Below are 16,318 nucleotides of genomic sequence, written 5' to 3'. Positions count from 1 at the left end.
CTCCGGGCCGGCTGACACAGCGGTGCAGGTGGGGCGGGTATTCACCCGAATGAGCAGGGAATCGGACGAGTCGTCACCCGGGGACTACGCTCCGGGGATGGACACCAGGCGCCTGCTCCGCACCTCCGCCATCGCGCTCGGCACTGCCGGCCTCCTCGTCTCCGGCTGCAGCAGCGGATCGTCGACGACGCGTGCGTCGGCCGCCGGAGCCTCCGCCGCCCCCGAGGATCTCAGGCCGTACTACGCGCAGAAGCTGAGCTGGCGGGAGTGCGGGGTGGAGGGTTTCCAGTGCGCCACCATGAAGGCACCGCTGGACTACGCGAACCCCGAGGAGGGGGACATCGAGCTGGCCGTCTCCCGTAAGAAGGCCACCGGGCCGGGCAAGCGGATCGGCTCGCTCCTGGTGAATCCGGGCGGCCCGGGCGGGTCGGCCATCGACTACCTCCAGGGGTACGCGGGCATCGGGTACCCGGCGCCCGTCCGCGCCCGCTACGACATGGTGGCGATCGATCCGCGGGGGGTGGCCCGCAGCGAGCCCGTCGAGTGCCTGACCGGCAAGGAGATGGACGCCTACACCCAGGTCGATCAGACTCCCGACGACGACGCAGAGGTCGGCGAGCTGAGCGCGGCCTTCGAGAAGTTCGCCGACGGCTGCGAGAAGCGCTCCCCGAGAATCCTCCCGCACGTGTCCACGGTCGAGACGGCCCGCGACATGGACGTCCTGCGCTCCCTGCTGGGCGACGAGAAGCTGCACTACGTCGGGGCGTCCTACGGCACCTTCCTCGGGGCGACGTACGCAGATCTCTTCCCGGACCGCACCGGCCGGCTGGTCCTCGACGGCGCGATGGACCCGTCCCTCCCCGCCATCGACATCAACCGGGACCAGACGGCGGGCTTCGAGGCGGCGTTCCAGTCCTTCGCCGCGGACTGTGTGAAGGAGGAGGACTGCCCTCTCGGCACCACGACCACGCAAGCGGCGGGCACCGCGCTCAAGAAGCTCTTCACCGACCTGGACGCCAAGCCGATCCCGACCGGGGAGAGCCGGAAGCTGACCGAGTCGCTGGCCACGACCGGTGTGATCGCGGCCATGTACGACGAGGCGGCCTGGCCACAGCTCCGTGAGGCCCTCGCGGGCGCAGAGAGCGGTGACGGCTCGGGGCTGCTGGCTCTCGCCGACAGCTACTACGAGCGCGACCCGAACGGCTCGTACGCCAACCTGATGTTCGCCAACGCGGCCGTGAACTGCCTCGACCTCCCCCCGGCCTTCGACTCCCCCGCAGCGGTCCACAAGGCCGTCCCCGGCTTCGAGAAGGCTTCCCCGGTGTTCGGCAGGGGCTTCGCCTGGGCGGCCCTGAACTGCGGTTACTGGCCGGCCGACCCCACCGGAACCCCTCACCGCACCGAGGCGAAGGGCGCCGCGCCGATCGTCGTGGTCGGCACCACCCGCGACCCGGCCACCCCGTACAAGTGGGCCGAGTCGCTCGCGGACCAGCTCGCCTCGGGCACCCTCCTCACCTACGAGGGAGACGGCCACACGGCGTACGGCCGGGGCAGCGACTGCATCGACACGGCGATCAACACCTACCTCCTGGAGGGCACGCCTCCCACGGACGGCAAGAAGTGCTCCTGACCGGCGACCGGCCCGTTTCCGGCCTGTGCTGACCAGGAGCTGATCCGCCTCCGGCCGGGCGTCAGGACGCGCGCCCGATCTTGTGTCCGAGCCGCGTCTGGCCCGCCCCCGACCGCCTCTGCCTCGCGTCTGACCTGCGGATACGCCTCCAGAGGCGGCCGGTACGGAGCACCCCCGGAAACTGTGTAGACTTGGGCCCGCTGCTGATCGCACCATGGTGTGTCAGGGCGTGCCGCCTTAGCTCAGTTGGCCAGAGCAACGCACTCGTAATGCGTAGGTCTCGGGTTCGAATCCCGAAGGCGGCTCAGAAAGGCCCAGGTCGGAGTACATCCGACCTGGGCCTTCTGCGTGCGGGTGGAGCCGTCGCGGCGGCCGGGTGCCAGGGGGAGACGCGTGGGTGTGGTGGAGCTTTCGACGGACCTTCCGGGGCCGCTGGTCCCGGTGGAGTGGCTCGCGGAGCGGCTGTGCGCACCGGGCGTCGTGGTGCTCGATGCATCTGTGGGTGCGGACCGGGAGGCGGACCGGCGGATCCCGGGGGCTCGGCTCTTCGACATCGACGGGGTGCTGTCCGATCACTCCGGGCCTCTGCCGCACACCATGCCCGGCGCGGATGTCTTCGCCCGGGAGATGCGGGTGCTGGGCGTCCGGGACTCCGACACCGTGATCGTCTACGACGGTGCGGGTATCTACTCCAGCGCCAGGGCCTGGTGGATGCTGCATGCGATGGGCTTCGGCCGGGTCGCCGTGCTCGACGGCGGGATGCCGGCCTGGGCCGGGGCCGGACTGCCGCTGGAGAGCGGCGGGCCGGTGTCCGCCGTGCCGGAGGGTGACTTCACCGCCCGGCCGCGTGCGGGGTTCGTCGTCGGGAGCGGTGAGGTGCTGGTGGCGCTCGCCGACCCGGGTGCTGTCGTGTTCGACGCCCGCGCCCGGGAGCGGTTCGCCGGTACGGCGCCCGAGCCGCGAGCGGGGCTGCGGGGCGGCCATATGCCCGGGGCGGTGAACCTGCCCTTCGTCGAGCTTCAGCGTGAGGGGCGGATGCTGCCGGTCGCGGAGCTGCGGGCCGCCTTCGAGGCACTCGCGGGGGAGCGGGAGAGGCTGGTCTTCAGTTGTGGGTCAGGTGTCACCGCCTGCGTACTGGCCCTGGGCGCCGAACTGGCGGGCTATCAGAACCTGTCCGTGTACGACGGATCCTGGAGCGAGTGGGGCCTTCCCTCACCGGACCGGCCCGTGGTGACCGGGCAGTGAAGGGCTGAGGCGGGGTTACTCGCGCATTCCCGCCAGTTCGACCGGCCGCGTACGCAGGGCCGCCAGGGCCGGGAGGACGGCGGAGACCGTGGCCAGGGCCGCGCTCGCCGCCAGGATCGCGCCCACGGCGCCCCAGGGCACGAGCACCGGTGAGCTCACGGAGAGCAGTTCCAGGGCGCTTTTGACGCCCAGCAGGTTCAGGGCGGCGACAGCGCCGCCGAGAAGGGCGCCCACGCTCACGACCACCAGTGCCTCGACGGCGACCACTCGCAGGACCTGTGGTTTCGTCGCCCCGGCGAGACGTAGCACCGCGAGGTCGCGGACCCGGTCCGACGTGGCCATCACCAAGGTGTTGGCGAGGGCGATGCCCGTGTACAGCAGGGCGATGCCGAGGATCAGCAACATGCCCGCGCGGGTGTTCCCGCCGGTGCGCGGGTAGTGCGCGCTCACCCAGGCGTCCTTCGTGAGGACGGGGGTGGCTGTCGGCTGTCCGGCCTTCGTGAGCAGGGCGGCGGTGGCCGAACGGTCGGCTCCCGTACGGAGTTTGATGTCGATACGGTCGATCCCGGCGCCCGCCGCGTTCTTCGGGGTCACGTACACCCCGTTGGAGCCGGTGCCGACGCGCAGGACCGCGGCGATGCGCAGCGTCACCTTGCGGCCGTCGCCCAGCCAGACGCTCACCCGCTGCCCGACGGTCCGGGTCTCCCACTCCTCGTTGACGACGATGGAGCCGTCGTCGAGATCGGTGACGCTGCCGGAGGCCACGGGGAGGGTGGCGACCTGGGCCAGGGCGGACGGGTCGACGGCCCTGGCATCGGACCGGATGAGGGCGGTGCCCTCTTCGAGGACGGTGACCGCGCTGGAACGCGAGGTGCTGGTGATCACGCCCGGGACCTCCTGGGCCCGGGCCAGGAAGCGCGGGTCCAGTGTCCGGCCCTCGTCCGCCGTCACCACCCAGTCGGCGCCGGTCTGCGCCGCCGCTTCGGCGGCCTTAGCCCCGTTGACGGTGGCCACGGTCCCCAGCAGCGAGACGGCCAGGGCGACGGTGATCAGGACCGGCGCCGCGACGGCGGCGGTGCGGCGTACCGATGTGGAGGCGTTCTGCCCGGCCAGCAGGCCCGTGGCGCCCGGGAGTCGCGCGGCCGGCCAGGTCAGCAGGCGGGTCAGCGGGCGGACCAGGAGCGGTGCGAACAGCGCGAAGCCGACGATCAGCCACATCGGCTGGAGGATGTACGTCTTCCGCTTCAGTACGTCCCCCGGATCGGTGAACAGGGCCCAGGCCAGGAGAGCCGGTCCGGTCAGCAGGACGGCGGAGCCCACCAGGAGGCGGCTCAGCGGCATGGTCCGGCTGTCGACGGAGGATTCGCGGAGTGCTTCGGTGGGGCCGATGCGCCCCGCCCGGTGGGAGGAGACCGCCACACCTGCCAGCGCGACGCACAGGCCCGTCCAGAAGGCGGTATGCAGCGGCCATGTCACGTCACTGACGGCGAACCACTCCGGCGCGATACCCGCACCCGTCATCCAGGAGGCGAGCCGGGGCGCCGCGGCGTCACCGAGCAGGCAGCCCGTCGCCGAGGCGAGCACACCGATGACGGCCGCCTCGGCGACCACCATGCGCCGGACCTGACCCGGCGTCGCGCCCGCCGTGCGGAGCAGCCCGAACTCGCGCCGCCGCTGCGCCACGGTGAAGGAGAACGTCGACGCGACGACGAAGACCGAGACGAAGCCGGTGATGCCGGCCGCGGTACCCAGCATGGCGTTGACGGCCACCAGGGCCTCGCTGTCCCGGTCCGGGTCGGGGTCGGCCCTGCGACGGTCGGCCCCGGTGAGGACGGTCATGCCGGGCACGGTCGCGACGACCTGGCGTACGGCGGTGGGGTCGGCGTGCACCACGAGCGCGTCCAGCGGCGGGGAGATGCGGGCCGCCTCGGCGTCGTCGAAGAACACGGCGCTCTCGAAGCCGGTGGCCGGAACGGTCCCCACGACGGTCCTCCGGGCGACCGTCTCGGGGGTGTCCCGGGAGGCCACACCGACCTCGACACGGTCGCCGACGCGGAAGCCGCTGCCGGGATCCGTCGCCATGACGATCTCGTGCGGGGCCTGCGGCGCACGGCCGGAGGAGAGGCGGTACGGGGTCGCGGCGGCGATCGACCAGGGGTGGCCGACGCGCGCCTCGTCCCCGACGGCCATCCGGACGGGGAACGTCCGGTCCTGCGCCGTACGGCCCAGAGCGGCGAGCCGGGAGGCCAGCCCGGCGGGCACCGGCCGGGGGTCGGCGAGTCGCTGTGTGCGTTCCCCGACCGGCGTCGCGATACGCAGTGTGTCGGACGCCCGCACCACGACCGGCGCCCCGGCGAACCGTTCCGGCCCGCGCTCCGGTGCGCCGAACGTCGCCGCGAGCGCCGTTCCCGTGGTGGCGATCAGCCCGACGCCCAGCGCCAGGGCGATGAACGAGCCGACGAACGTGACCCAGCGGGTGCGCATCGAGCGCAGTGCGAGGCTCAGCACGCGGCCACCACCCGTGCGGTCATGCGGGCGGCGATCTGTCCCGCGGTCGGCCCGTACAGCTCGTCCCGCACCGATCCGTCGGCCAGGAACAGCACCCGGTCCGCGTACGAGGCGGCCACCGGATCGTGCGTCACCATGATCACGGTCCGGCCCCGGTCGGCCATGGAGCGCAACAGGGCCAGCACCTCCCGCCCGGTCTGTGAGTCGAGCGCCCCCGTCGGCTCGTCGCCGAACAGCACCTCGGGGCGCGTGACGAGGGCCCTGGCCAGGGCCACGCGCTGCTGCTGCCCGCCGGACAGCTCGGCGGGCCGGTGACCGGCACGGCCGGCGAGACCGACCTGCTCCAGCACGTCACGCACCTCGGACCGCTTGGGCCGCCGGCCCGCCAGCCGCAAGGGGAGCGCCACGTTCTGTGCGGCCGTCAGGGAGGGCAGCAGGTTGAACGCCTGGAAGACGAATCCGATGCGGTCGCGGCGCAGCAGCGTCAACTTCCGCTCGCTGAGACCCGTCAGGTCCGTGTCCCCGAGGAGGATCTGGCCGCTGGTGGGCCGGTCCAGACCCGCCGTGCACTGGAGCAGCGTCGACTTCCCTGAGCCGGAGGGGCCCATGACGGCGGTGAAGGTTCCGGCGGGGATGGTGAGGCTGACGTCGTCGAGCGCGGTGACGGCGCCGGCGGACCTCCCGAAGGAGCGGGTCACCGAGCTGAGTCGCACGGCGGGCGGGGCGGTGGCTGGTCGCTGTTCCATGCGGACCACTCAACCGCCGCCGCGCGCGCCACACATCAGGGCGAGGGAGAGTCTTGGGGGTAGTGCCTGCCCTACCCCCAACCCCGCGCGGAACTGCTCCCGGCAGCGGGACCGGACCCCGAACGGAGGGGTTCGTGGACGGGCTCCAGCGGGTCGCCGGCGGCGGCACGGCCATGGACCCGGAGGGCGTACGCCAACTCCTCGGCCGCCGCTGCGAACCGCTGTCCCGCGCGCTTCGGATCGCTCCTGACGGAGCTGGGCCTCTCGCTCACCGGACGGGACGAACCGCCGGTGCCGGCCGTACCGCCCCTCTGCGGGGGTCGCGCCGGTCAGCCGGCCGACGAGGTGACCAGCCGGGTCGCCTCGTCCAGTACCCGCAGCTCGTCCGGGGTCTGGCACGGGTCCGCCGCCCGCAGCCGTTGCGCCCGGGCGAGTGCCTCGGGGGGTACGCCGCCGTCCTCGGCGAGCCGGCTGAGCAGTTCACCCAGCAGGGCCTGGAGGGCGGGCCCGGCGGGAAACGAAGGGTCCAGCGATACCTGGGCCAGGATCAGGCACGACATGGCCCGGTCCAGTTCAGGCGGCCCCTCCGAGGCGTTGCTCCAGTCGATCACCATCGGCCCGTGGGGCGTCAGCATCACGTTCTCGGGATGCAGGTCGAGGTGGAGGATCCGGTCGTCCGGGTCGTGGGACAGCCGGGGCGGGATCGTGTGCAGTTCGCGGAGCAGCCGTGCCAGCGTCTCGGCGCCCTCAGGCCCGCTGAGCGTGCCCGCGAACAGGGCCTCGGCCATGGTCGGACCGGTGAGCCGTTGCAGCACAAGATCGGAGACCGGCATCGCGGGACCGACGGGCGGGCCTATGCGCGGGACCGGGAATCCGGTGGCGGCGAGGTAGGCCATGACGGCCAGTTCGGGCGTGGCGTCGGTGCCGTCGCGGTAGCGGCGCAGGACCCAGGACTCGTCGATCGCGTACACATCGGCGGTGCGTCCCGAGCCCAGTGGTTGGCCTGTGTGCATGAGGGGAACCTACCCGGGCCGCCGCCCGAGGGGGGAGGCCGTACCACGTCACAGGTCGGCGGAACTGTTCCGGCCACGGTACGGGCAGTGCCCGGTCCCTGCGGAGGAGCGCTGCGGGAGGGCGTCGGTGGCCCCCATAACGCGACGTGAGGGGGCGGACGGGATCTCCTCGGACGTTCGTGCGCGCGGCTACGGTTTCGGCAATCCCCCACCCCCCGGACTCCTCGCCCCGGAGCCCGATCCCCTCACACCAAGGAGAGTTACGTGGAGATCACCGCACTCCGCAGACGCGCGCTCGCCGCGTGCACCGCCACCGCGGCGGTGGGCGCGCTCGCCCTCGCGGGTCTGACCGGAACCGCGTCCGCCGACCCGCCCGGAGCCGACACCCCCTCAACAGCCGCGGCCGAGCGGGTGTCACCCGGCCTGATCGAGGCCATGCGGCGCGACCTCGGTCTGAGCGAGGAGGAGGCGAGGAGCCGGGTGGGCAAGGAGTACCGGGCCGCGGTCGTCGCCGCGGGGCTGGAGAAGTCCCTCGGCGCCAGCTTCGCCGGAGCCCGGGTCAGCGGTGCCGGCGCCGCGCTCACCGTCGCCACGACCGACGCCGCGGAGACCGGCCGCATCACCGCCGCGGGAGCCGAGGCCGAGGTCGTCGGCCACAGCCTGGACCGCCTCGAAGCGGTCAAGGCCGCCCTGGACAGCGCGGCGCAGCGCAGGACCCCCGAGCGCGTGCCGTCCTGGTACGTCGACGTGCGCACCAACCGGGTCGTCGTCAACGCGGCGGACGCCTCTGCCGCGAACGCCTTCCTCGACACCGCCGGTGTCTCCCGCTCCCTCGTACGGGTCAACCGGTCCACCGAACGGCCCCGCGCCCTCGCGGACCTGCGCGGCGGCGACGCGTACTACATGAACGGATCGGGCCGCTGTTCCATCGGATTCCCCGTCAGGCGCGGTACGCAGAACGGCTTCGTCACCGCAGGCCACTGCGGCAGGGCCGGTACGACCACCACGGGCTCCAACCAGCAGGCGCAGGGCTCCTTCCAGGCATCCACCTTCCCCGGCCGTGACTACGCCTGGGTCGCCACGAACGCCAACTGGACGCCGCGCCCCCTGGTGAACGGCTACGGCAGGGGTGACGTGACCGTCACCGGGTCCACCGAAATGCTCGAAGGGGCCTCGGTCTGCCGTTCCGGATCGACGACCGGCTGGCACTGCGGCACCATCCAGCAGCGCAACACCAGCGTCACCTACCCCGAGGGCACCATCTCGCCGGTGACCCGCACCAGCGTGTGCGCCGAACCCGGCGACTCCGGCGGCTCGTTCCTCTCCGGCAGCCAGGCGCAGGGCGTCACCTCGGGCGGCTCCGGCAACTGCTCGTCCGGCGGTACGACGTACTTCCAGCCCGTGAACGCCGCGCTCCAGGTCTACGGGCTGACCCTGATGACCAGCGGCACACCGACGGATCCGCCCACCACCCCGACGGACCCGCCGACCGAGCCCGGTGGCACCTGGGCCGCGGGCACGACGTACGCCGCCGGTGCCACGGTGACGTACGGCGGAGCGACCTACCGCTGCCTCCAGGGCCACACGGCCCAGCCGGGCTGGCAGCCGCCCAACGTACCGGCGCTGTGGCAACGGGTCTGACGACCGCCCCGCTCGTCCGAATCCGTACCCGCACCCCGCACCACCACTCCGTACCTCCTCACCATCCGATCCGAGGAATACGCCATGACCCCAGCAGCAGGCGACGGCCCACCGGACGCGTTCGCCTCCCGTGACAGCCGGATCAGCCGCAAGAGCCTCCTGAAGGCCGCGATCGCCGCGAGCGCCGTCCCCCTGCTCGCCGGAGGAGGCGTCGCCCTCGCCCGTGACACCGGCTCCGGGGGCCGGCCGCTCGCCCTCACCCCCGCCTGCGACGACGGGGACGACCCGACGCCGCCGCAGATGGAGGGCCCGTACTTCAGGCCCCACTCCCCGCGCCGCACGAGCCTGGTGACGGCGGGGACCCCCGGCGTGCCGCTGACCGTCAGCGGTTACGTCTTCGGCCGGGCCTGCCGGCCTGTCCCGGGAGTGCTCCTCGACTTCTGGCAGGCCGATGCCAACGGGGCCTACGACATGGCGGGTTACGCGTTCCGCGGTCACCAGTTCACCGACGCGAACGGGGCCTTCACCCTCACCACGGTCGTGGCCGGGCTCTACCCCGGGCGCACCAGGCACATCCACGTGAAGGCGCAGGCGCCCGGCCGCCCGGTGCTCACCACCCAGCTGTACTTCCCGGGCGAACCGCGCAACTCCACCGACGCCCTCTTCGACCCCGCCCTGCTGATGGACGTGCGGACCGCCGGCCCCGGCCGCCAGGGCTCCTTCGACTTCGTCCTCGACATCGCCCAGACCCCCGGACCCACTGATCCGCCCACCGACCCGCCCACCGATCCTCCCGGCGGCACATGGGCTGCCGGGATCACCTACCGCGCGGGAGACCGCGTCACCTACGGCGGGGTCGCGTACCGCTGTCTGCAGGGCCACCTGGCCATGACCGGCTGGGAACCGCCCCGGGTCCCCGCGCTGTGGGAGCGCGGGTAGACGCGGCAGCAGGCGCGCACCACCGCCTCGAAGGGTTCCGTCCGCGCGGTCAGCCGCGTGGGCGGGACCCTTTGCCGCGCCGCCGGGAGCGCGCCCGGGCTCGTCGGGCGCGTCCGGGTCGCCGCCGGACGGTGCCTCCGGCGGTGAGACAGCGCACCCGCACGCGTCGTCAGTCACCCGGCCTCATTTGGCTTCCGAGTACCGCTCCACGACCGCCGTCGTGAAGGGGAACCGCACCGGTGTCTCACCGAAGGCGGTCCGCCCGGCCAGTTCCCCGGCCGCCCGGATCGCCTCCACCACGCGCTCCGCCTCCTCGGCGGGGCAGTGCACGATCACCTCGTCGTGCTGGAAGAAGACCAGCTCGGCTCGAAGCCGTTCCGCGGCGAGGGTCCGCCGCAGCGCCGCGAGCAGCAGCAGGGCCCAGTCGGCGGCGCTGCCCTGCACCACGAAGTTCCGGGTGAAGCGGCCTCGCGCCCGGGCGTTCGACGAGGCGTAGCCAGGGGTGAGTTCGGTGTCGCCCGCATCCCCGCCCCCGCCCGGTGTCTCACCGGGCTCCTGCGGAATGCCCGCCTCCTCGGCCTCACCGGCCCCGGCGGCAGGCGGGCAAGTCCGGCCCAGCCAGGTCCGTACGAGCCGGCCCTCCTCGCCGGCCTTCGCCGCATCGTCGACATAGGCGACGGCCTGCGGGAACCTCCGGCGCAGCGCGGCCAGGTTCTTCAGCCCGTCGCCGGACGTCTGGCCGTAGATCGCGCCGAGCAGGGCGATCTTCGCGTGGTCACGGTCACCGTGGAACGCCCGGTCGGAGAGGGCCTTGTAGAGGTCGCCGTCATGCCCGGCCACCTCCATCAGCCCTCGGTCCCGGGAGATCGCGGCCAGGACGCGCGGCTCCATCTGGTCGGCGTCGGCGACGACCAGCCGCCAGCCCTCGTCCGCGACGACGGCCTGCCGTATGACCTTGGGGATCTGGAGGGCGCCGCCGCCGTTGGTCGTCCACCGCCCGCTGACCGTGCCGCCCGGCTGGTACTCCGGCCGGAAGCGGCCGTCACGCACCCAGTCCTGGAGCCAGCTCCAGCCGTGCGCCGTCCAGATGCGGTACAGCTTCTTGTACGCGATCAGCGGCTCGACGGCCGGGTGGTCCAGCTCCTCCAGCTCCCAGCGCCGGGTCGACTTCACCCTGATCCCGGCCTGCGCGAACGCCTTCAGCACATCGGCGGGAAGATCGGGCCGTACCCGTCTGCCGAAGGCCGCCGACACCTCGTCCGCCAGCTCGGCCAGCCTGCGGGGCTCCCCGCCGCCCGCGTACCGCTCGCCCAGCAGCTCCTGCAGCAGGTCCCGGTGGACATCCGCCCGCCAGGGCAGCCCCGCCCTGTTCATCTCGGTGGCGACGAGCATCCCGGCCGACTCGGACGCGGTGAGCAGCCGCATCCGGCCGGGATGCTCCGCCGCGTCATGACGGCGTACCTGCTCGGCGTAGACGGCGAGCAGCGCCTCGAACGGCAGCTCCGTGCCGGACCGCGGCTCGAAGAGGGAGGACTGCGATCCCGGTTCGGCGGACCGGGGCGGCGGGTCGGCGGGTACGGCGGCGTTGTGCAGGCGGGCGAAGGCGGCGGCCGCTGAGCGGGGCTCCCCGAAGCGACCCTCGTGGCCGAGCAGGAGGAGCTCGGCGCACTCCACGTCGTAGCACCGCTCGACCCGGACACCCGCCGCGAGCAGCCGTGGATAGACCTCGGTGGTGGACCGCCAGACCCAGCGCGTCACATCGGGCCGTGACCGGACGGCCCGGACGAGGTCGGGCTCGGCGTGGACGGGTCCGGCGGGCAGCCCGTCCCGGTCCAGCGGTGCGAGCACCGCGCCCCCGCCCTCCGTCGTGGCCAGAGCCCAGCGTTCGGTCATGGTCCGAGTCTGGCACCCGTCACTGACAACGGACCGGACCCGGCGGCCCCGGCCGCCGGCGCTCAGGCGGCCGGTCCCCGGTGCCCGGCGGCCGGAAGGGCTCACGTTCCCGGGCCCCGGCACCCCACCTACCCTGACCTCATGGAACCGGTGATCGACCAGGCATTCGCAGCAGCCCTGTACGCGCGCGACGACACGGGCCTGGACACCGGCGCCTCCCTTCTCGCCGCCGCACCCGCCGCCGACGACGACGTGCACGTCCGCGGCGAGGAGTTCGTGCGCCGCGCCTGGACCCGCGGCTGGCAGCCCGCCGACGTCGTCCGGATCGTCCGCCGGGAGCTCGACGAGAGCGCCGTCGCGCTCGCGGCCGCCCTGATCACCGCCGAGACCGCAAGGTACCCGCACCTCCCGCCGCGCTGGGCCGGTCAGCTCGCCGCGCTGCCCGCCCCCGCACCCCGCAACCGGCCCGACCGCTTCTCGTACGCCTCCGCCCTCCTCGGCCTGTACCGCCTGCTGCTGGGCCTTCCCTCCATCGAGCCCGTCGGCCCGGCCCCCGGGACCGCCGCCGACCGTCTCCACCAGGCGCCCGTCCACGGTGAGTCCCGGATGCTCACGCGCATCCGCGCCCTCCTCGCGAAGGCGGAGGGCACCGGCTTCCCCGAGGAGGCCGAGGCGCTCACCACCAAGGCGCAGGAACTGATGGCCCGGCACAGCATCGACGAGGCCCTCCTCGCCGCCAGGACCCACAGCGACGAGACGCCGGGCGCGTGCCGGATCGGGGTCGACGCCCCGTACGAGACGGCGAAGGCGATCCTGCTCGACGCCGTCGCCACCGCGAACCGCTGCCAGGCCGTGTGGAACAGCGAGGCCGGCTTCTCGACGGTCGTCGGTTTCGAACCGGACCTGGAGGCCGTGGAGCTGCTGTTCACCTCCCTGCTGGTGCAGGGCACGTCCGCGATGACGAAGGCCGAGGCCGGCCAGCGAGCCGGCGGACGCAAGCGGACCAAGGCGTTCCGGCAGTCGTTCCTGATGGCGTACGCCCAGCGGCTCGGCAGCCGTCTCGCGTCCGACACGGCCCGGGTCACCGCCGCGGCCGACGCGGGCGGCGCCGCGGACGACATCGCGGGCGGCGCGGAACACGCCGCTCCGGGCAGCCTGCTGCCGGTCCTGGCGGCCAGGGACGTCGCGGTCACGGACGCGGCGGAGCGGATGTTCCCGAAGACGACCACCACCCGGGTGCGGGGCGCCACGGACATCGACGGCTGGACCCACGGCACGGCGGCCGCCGACCGGGCCCGCATGGGAGGAAGCGGCCCGGGGATCGACCGCTGAGCGGGGAGCGGGCGGCCTGGGACCGCCGAGCGGATGGCAGGCTGTCCGGTATCCGAAGCCCTTGAGCGCCCTTGCATCCCTTAAGTCGACTTTGTCGGATTACGGCTAGGCTCGGCCCATGAGCTGGCTCCGGGCGCTGAAGGAGACCGCCCGCTCGGGGCTGGCGGTCGAGCGGCGGCGCCTCGAACCGCTCATCGCGATCCGTGGGGCCGCCGGTCTCGCGCTCGTCCTCGGCACGAGCCTCGCCCTCTTCGGGCCCGTGATCGCCGCCAGCTCCGCTTTCGGTGCCTACCAGGCGGCCATCGCCACCTTCCAGCGCAGCTGGCGGCCCAGGCCCGTCCTCGCCCTGGTCTCCGGTGCCAGCCTCGCCGCCTCGACGTTCATCGGCTACCTCACCGTCTCGCACACCGCCCTGTTCGTCGCCGTGCTCGTGCTCTGGACGTTCGTGGCGGGTCTGGCCTGGGCGGCGGGGCCGACCGGCGGCATCATCGCCTCGTCCAACGTCGCGATCATGCTGGTGACGGTCACCCTGCCCACATCCGTCGCCGAGGCAGCCGTGCACGCGGCGATGATCGCGGTCGGCGGAGTGGTCCAGGCCGGGCTGATCGTCCTGTTCCCGGTACGCAGATGGGGCGCCCAGCGCGACGCGCTCGCCGACGCCCTCGCGGGCGTGGGTGACTACGCCCGACGGCTGCGCCACGACCCGCTGGCCGACTTCGACCCGGTCCTGATGATGACCGCCCGCAGTGCGGCAGCCGTCACGCCCCGGCAGGCCCGCCGCAGGCCCGCCGAACTGCACGGGGCCCGCGGGGTGGCCGAGCGGATCAGGCCGGTGCTGGCCTCGCTCGCGGACCCCGCGCTCGGCGTCCCGGTGGAGGGGCCGGAGCGCGACCGGGCCCGCGAACTGCTCGCCGCCGCCGCTTCCGTGCTCGACGCGGCGGCCCGCGCGATCCGCCACGGTGACCCGGTGCGGCTTCCCGCGCCCGCACTCGCCGCGCTCAGGACCCCCGACACCGAGGTCATCTTCACCGGCCCGCCGCGCCGCGCCGCCGACCGGCTCACCGCCCTGCTCGACGACGTCATCGAGATCGCCGAGGGCGGGGGCACGGACGAGGGGGCGTCCGCCGTCCCCGACGCCCCGCACCGCCGCCGCCCCACACTGCTGCGGCTGGTGCCCCTCGTACTGAGGTCGATGCGCCGCGAGGTGCGGCGCGGTTCACCGATCCTGCGCCACGCCATCCGGCTCTCGGCGGTCGTCGCGGCGAGCTACCTGCTCGGTGCGGCCCTGCCCTTCGGCCACGGCTACTGGGCGCCGATGGTCGCCGTCATGGTGATGCGTCCGGACTTCTCGCAGACGTACTCCCGTTCCGTGGCCCGTTTCGGCGGCACGGTCGTCGGGGTCGCCTTCGCGGGCGTCATCGTGCAGGCCGCCCACCCGGGCACCACGCTCCTGGCCGTCCTCTCGGTGCTCTGCGCCCTGCTGATGTACCTGCTGATGCGCACCGGCTACGTGATCAGTCAGATCTGTGTCTCCGCCTACGTCGTCTTCCTGCTGGGCATGGCGGGCGACGACTGGTCCCAGACCGTCACCGAGCGCGTCGGTCTGACCTTCGCGGGCGGCATCCTCGCGATGGCGGCGTACGCCGTCTACCCGGCCTGGGAGACGCCCCGGCTGCGCAACCGCCTCGCCGACTGGCTGACATCGGACGGACGCTACGCGGCCACGGTCGTCGACCAGTACGCGGATCCGGAGTCACGGAGCAACGAGGACGTGCGCAACGCCCTGCTGGCCACCCGGGAGGCCAGGGTCGCCTGGCAGGAGGCGCTGGCGACCGCACAGCACGAGCCCGTACGCCACCGGGGTATCTCCCGCTCGGCCGCAGACGACGCCCAGCACGCGCTGGCGCGGCTCGGCAGGGTGGCGATGGTGCTGGAGGCGCACCTGCCGACGGGCTCGGCCGCCCCCGTACCGGGGGCGGCCGAGCTGGCCGCCGCCCTGCGCAGGTCGACCGAGAAGGGGGCGAAGGCGGTACGGGAACGCCGCGTACCGGAGTGGGAAGCGGTGCGCGAGACGGTGGCGCACTGGGACGGCGCGGAGTCGGGCTCGCACGCCGTGACGGGAGAGGACTCCACCGGGGCGGGCCCCGCCCCGGTGGCCGCCCCCGTCGTGCGTGAGGGGGCGGGCCTGCTCCTGGAAGCGCTGGAGGAGTTCTCCCGGAGCCTCGACGCGCCGGCCACCCGGGACGACGGCAGTCGCACGCCGGGGCCCTGAGCGCACCGCGGTCGTCAGGGGGTCGGCAGGGTCGGCAGCCCGGGGGGCGGTGTCGCGCCGTCGGTCCTGGTGAGTGTGTCCTGGATCCCGGCGTCCCACGAGACGACGACGGTGGTGCCGTCGTCGGACTCGACGGACCCCGTGGTGCGCTCGGTGCCGCCGTCGGCGCACTTCAGCGTCAGCAGCACCTTGCCCTGGTCCTTCACGTCGCCCTGACAGACGTCCTGCTCGGCGACGAGCGCGACCTTGCCGGAGGCGACGGACAGCATGACGGCCTTTCCGTCGGTGAGCCCCGCCCAGGTGCCTTCGAGCTTCGACGCACCGGCACCGGGCTTCCCGGCCGGACCCGGACCCGATCCCGAGACGGAACCGGAACCGGAATCGGAATCGGAGCCGGAATCCGCACCGGAGATGGATCCCTTGCCCGGGCCGCCCTTCCGGCCGCCGTCACCGTCCCCGTCACTGCCGCAGGCCGTCAGTGCGAGTGTGGCCACAAGGCTCGCGGCGACCACGGCTCCGGTACGTACAAACCTGTCCATGCGGACCTCCCCCTGTTGGTTTCCGGTCGAAAGACCGCGCCGAACTACCAGCGCGGGAAGAAGCAACTCCCTTATCAGGGAGCCGAATAGGCGTGCCGTTCGTCTCTTCAGCGTGAGGGCGGGCGGGTGGGGCGGAAAGCTGTAATCAAAGGAACACCCCGCGTGCACGTGCATCTGCTCATGCATTGGCATATGAACACAGCTATGATCCGAGCTAGTTGACACTTGCACCTTGCAAATCGGGGAGCGTCCTGTGCACCACGTGTACAACGGCATGGCGGCCACAGAGCTTCGCGGAGTCGTCTGGCAGAAGAGCAGACACAGCAACTCCCAGGGCTCCTGCGTGGAGTTCGCGAAACTGCCCGGAGGGAATGTGGCGATGCGGAACTCACGCCACCCCGACGGGCCCGCCCTGGTCTATACGCCGGCCGAGATAGAGGCGTTGCTGCTCGGCGTCAAGGACGGGGAGTTCGACCACCTGGCGGCGGGCGCCTGACCACGCCCCCGGACGCGTGCGGCCGGCCGCGCCCGCCCGCACGGCCTTCCGCGCCACCGCCGAC

12 protein-coding genes and 1 tRNA gene are annotated in these 16,318 nt (G+C 73.2%); 8 read left to right on the top strand and 5 right to left on the bottom strand.

What is annotated here, in order from left to right; genetic code table 11:
• Positions 1-97 precede the first annotated feature (97 nt).
• From AB0C82_RS30460 to AB0C82_RS30450, 3 genes are all read left to right on the top strand, one after another.
• On the top strand, positions 98-1,630 hold the full coding sequence (locus tag AB0C82_RS30460; RefSeq protein ID WP_362848183.1) for an alpha/beta hydrolase: 1,533 nt from the start codon (positions 98-100) through the stop codon (positions 1,628-1,630).
• Between the two features lie 231 nt (positions 1,631-1,861).
• A tRNA-Thr gene (locus AB0C82_RS30455) sits at positions 1,862-1,935 on the top strand.
• Between the two features lie 94 nt (positions 1,936-2,029).
• Positions 2,030-2,875, top strand: a complete 846-nt coding sequence (locus AB0C82_RS30450; RefSeq protein WP_362848180.1) for a sulfurtransferase — start codon at positions 2,030-2,032, stop codon at positions 2,873-2,875.
• Between the two features lie 15 nt (positions 2,876-2,890).
• Here the strand turns inward: AB0C82_RS30450 and AB0C82_RS30445 are convergent, their stop codons facing one another.
• From AB0C82_RS30445 to AB0C82_RS30435, 3 genes are all read right to left on the bottom strand, one after another.
• Positions 2,891-5,383, bottom strand: coding sequence for an FtsX-like permease family protein (locus AB0C82_RS30445; RefSeq protein WP_362848177.1), 2,493 nt, complete (start codon positions 5,381-5,383; stop codon positions 2,891-2,893).
• Positions 5,377-6,129, bottom strand: coding sequence for an ABC transporter ATP-binding protein (locus AB0C82_RS30440; protein WP_362848174.1), 753 nt, complete (start codon positions 6,127-6,129; stop codon positions 5,377-5,379). Before AB0C82_RS30440 ends, AB0C82_RS30445 begins: the two co-directional genes overlap by 7 nt.
• A gap of 329 nt (positions 6,130-6,458) precedes the next feature.
• On the bottom strand, positions 6,459-7,142 hold the full coding sequence (locus AB0C82_RS30435) for a phosphotransferase (protein WP_362848171.1): 684 nt from the start codon (positions 7,140-7,142) through the stop codon (positions 6,459-6,461).
• A 264-nt stretch (positions 7,143-7,406) separates the two neighbouring features.
• On the opposite strand from AB0C82_RS30435, the gene AB0C82_RS30430 reads away from it, so the two are divergent.
• Together AB0C82_RS30430 and AB0C82_RS30425 are read left to right on the top strand one after the other, a co-directional pair.
• The gene (locus AB0C82_RS30430; protein WP_362848168.1) at positions 7,407-8,783 is read left to right on the top strand and encodes a carbohydrate-binding protein; all 1,377 of its coding nucleotides are present in this window, start codon (positions 7,407-7,409) and stop codon (positions 8,781-8,783) included.
• Between the two features lie 84 nt (positions 8,784-8,867).
• Positions 8,868-9,722 (top strand): carbohydrate-binding protein, encoded by an 855-nt coding sequence (locus AB0C82_RS30425; protein ID WP_362848165.1) that lies wholly within the window; start codon positions 8,868-8,870, stop codon positions 9,720-9,722.
• A 183-nt stretch (positions 9,723-9,905) separates the two neighbouring features.
• On the opposite strand, the gene AB0C82_RS30420 is transcribed toward AB0C82_RS30425, so the two are convergent.
• Positions 9,906-11,615 (bottom strand): bifunctional 3'-5' exonuclease/DNA polymerase, encoded by a 1,710-nt coding sequence (locus tag AB0C82_RS30420; protein ID WP_362848162.1) that lies wholly within the window; start codon positions 11,613-11,615, stop codon positions 9,906-9,908.
• Positions 11,616-11,756: 141 nt separating this feature from the next.
• Between AB0C82_RS30420 and AB0C82_RS30415 the strand changes: the two genes are divergently transcribed.
• Both AB0C82_RS30415 and AB0C82_RS30410 read left to right on the top strand, forming a co-directional pair.
• The gene (locus tag AB0C82_RS30415; protein ID WP_362848159.1) at positions 11,757-12,947 is read left to right on the top strand and encodes a DUF2786 domain-containing protein; all 1,191 of its coding nucleotides are present in this window, start codon (positions 11,757-11,759) and stop codon (positions 12,945-12,947) included.
• Between the two features lie 118 nt (positions 12,948-13,065).
• Positions 13,066-15,219, top strand: a complete 2,154-nt coding sequence (locus AB0C82_RS30410; protein WP_362848157.1) for an FUSC family protein — start codon at positions 13,066-13,068, stop codon at positions 15,217-15,219.
• Positions 15,220-15,233: 14 nt separating this feature from the next.
• On the opposite strand, the gene AB0C82_RS30405 is transcribed toward AB0C82_RS30410, so the two are convergent.
• Complete coding sequence (locus AB0C82_RS30405) at positions 15,234-15,758, bottom strand: hypothetical protein (protein WP_362848155.1); 525 nt, start codon at positions 15,756-15,758, stop codon at positions 15,234-15,236.
• 253 nt (positions 15,759-16,011) lie between these two features.
• Here AB0C82_RS30405 and AB0C82_RS30400 point away from each other — a divergent pair, with 253 nt between their 5' ends.
• Positions 16,012-16,254, top strand: a complete 243-nt coding sequence (locus AB0C82_RS30400; protein WP_099173559.1) for a DUF397 domain-containing protein — start codon at positions 16,012-16,014, stop codon at positions 16,252-16,254.
• Positions 16,255-16,318 lie beyond the last annotated feature (64 nt).

It is taken from the genome of Streptomyces sp. NPDC048560 (assembly GCF_040650955.1).
GTDB lineage: Bacteria > Actinomycetota > Actinomycetes > Streptomycetales > Streptomycetaceae > Streptomyces.
The sequence above is the reverse complement of the archived record's forward strand: the minus strand, read 5'-3'. Positions and strand labels throughout refer to the sequence as shown.

Coding starts and splice junctions, on each gene's coding strand:
- AB0C82_RS30460 (WP_362848183.1), top strand. CDS start 98: ATGGACACCAGGCGCCTGCTCCGCACCTCCGCCATCGCGCTCGGCACT.
- AB0C82_RS30440 (WP_362848174.1), bottom strand. CDS start 6,129: ATGGAACAGCGACCAGCCACCGCCCCGCCCGCCGTGCGACTCAGCTCG.
- AB0C82_RS30435 (WP_362848171.1), bottom strand. CDS start 7,142: ATGCACACAGGCCAACCACTGGGCTCGGGACGCACCGCCGATGTGTAC.
- AB0C82_RS30425 (WP_362848165.1), top strand. CDS start 8,868: ATGACCCCAGCAGCAGGCGACGGCCCACCGGACGCGTTCGCCTCCCGT.
- AB0C82_RS30420 (WP_362848162.1), bottom strand. CDS start 11,615: ATGACCGAACGCTGGGCTCTGGCCACGACGGAGGGCGGGGGCGCGGTG.
- AB0C82_RS30415 (WP_362848159.1), top strand. CDS start 11,757: ATGGAACCGGTGATCGACCAGGCATTCGCAGCAGCCCTGTACGCGCGC.
- AB0C82_RS30410 (WP_362848157.1), top strand. CDS start 13,066: ATGAGCTGGCTCCGGGCGCTGAAGGAGACCGCCCGCTCGGGGCTGGCG.
- AB0C82_RS30405 (WP_362848155.1), bottom strand. CDS start 15,758: ATGGACAGGTTTGTACGTACCGGAGCCGTGGTCGCCGCGAGCCTTGTG.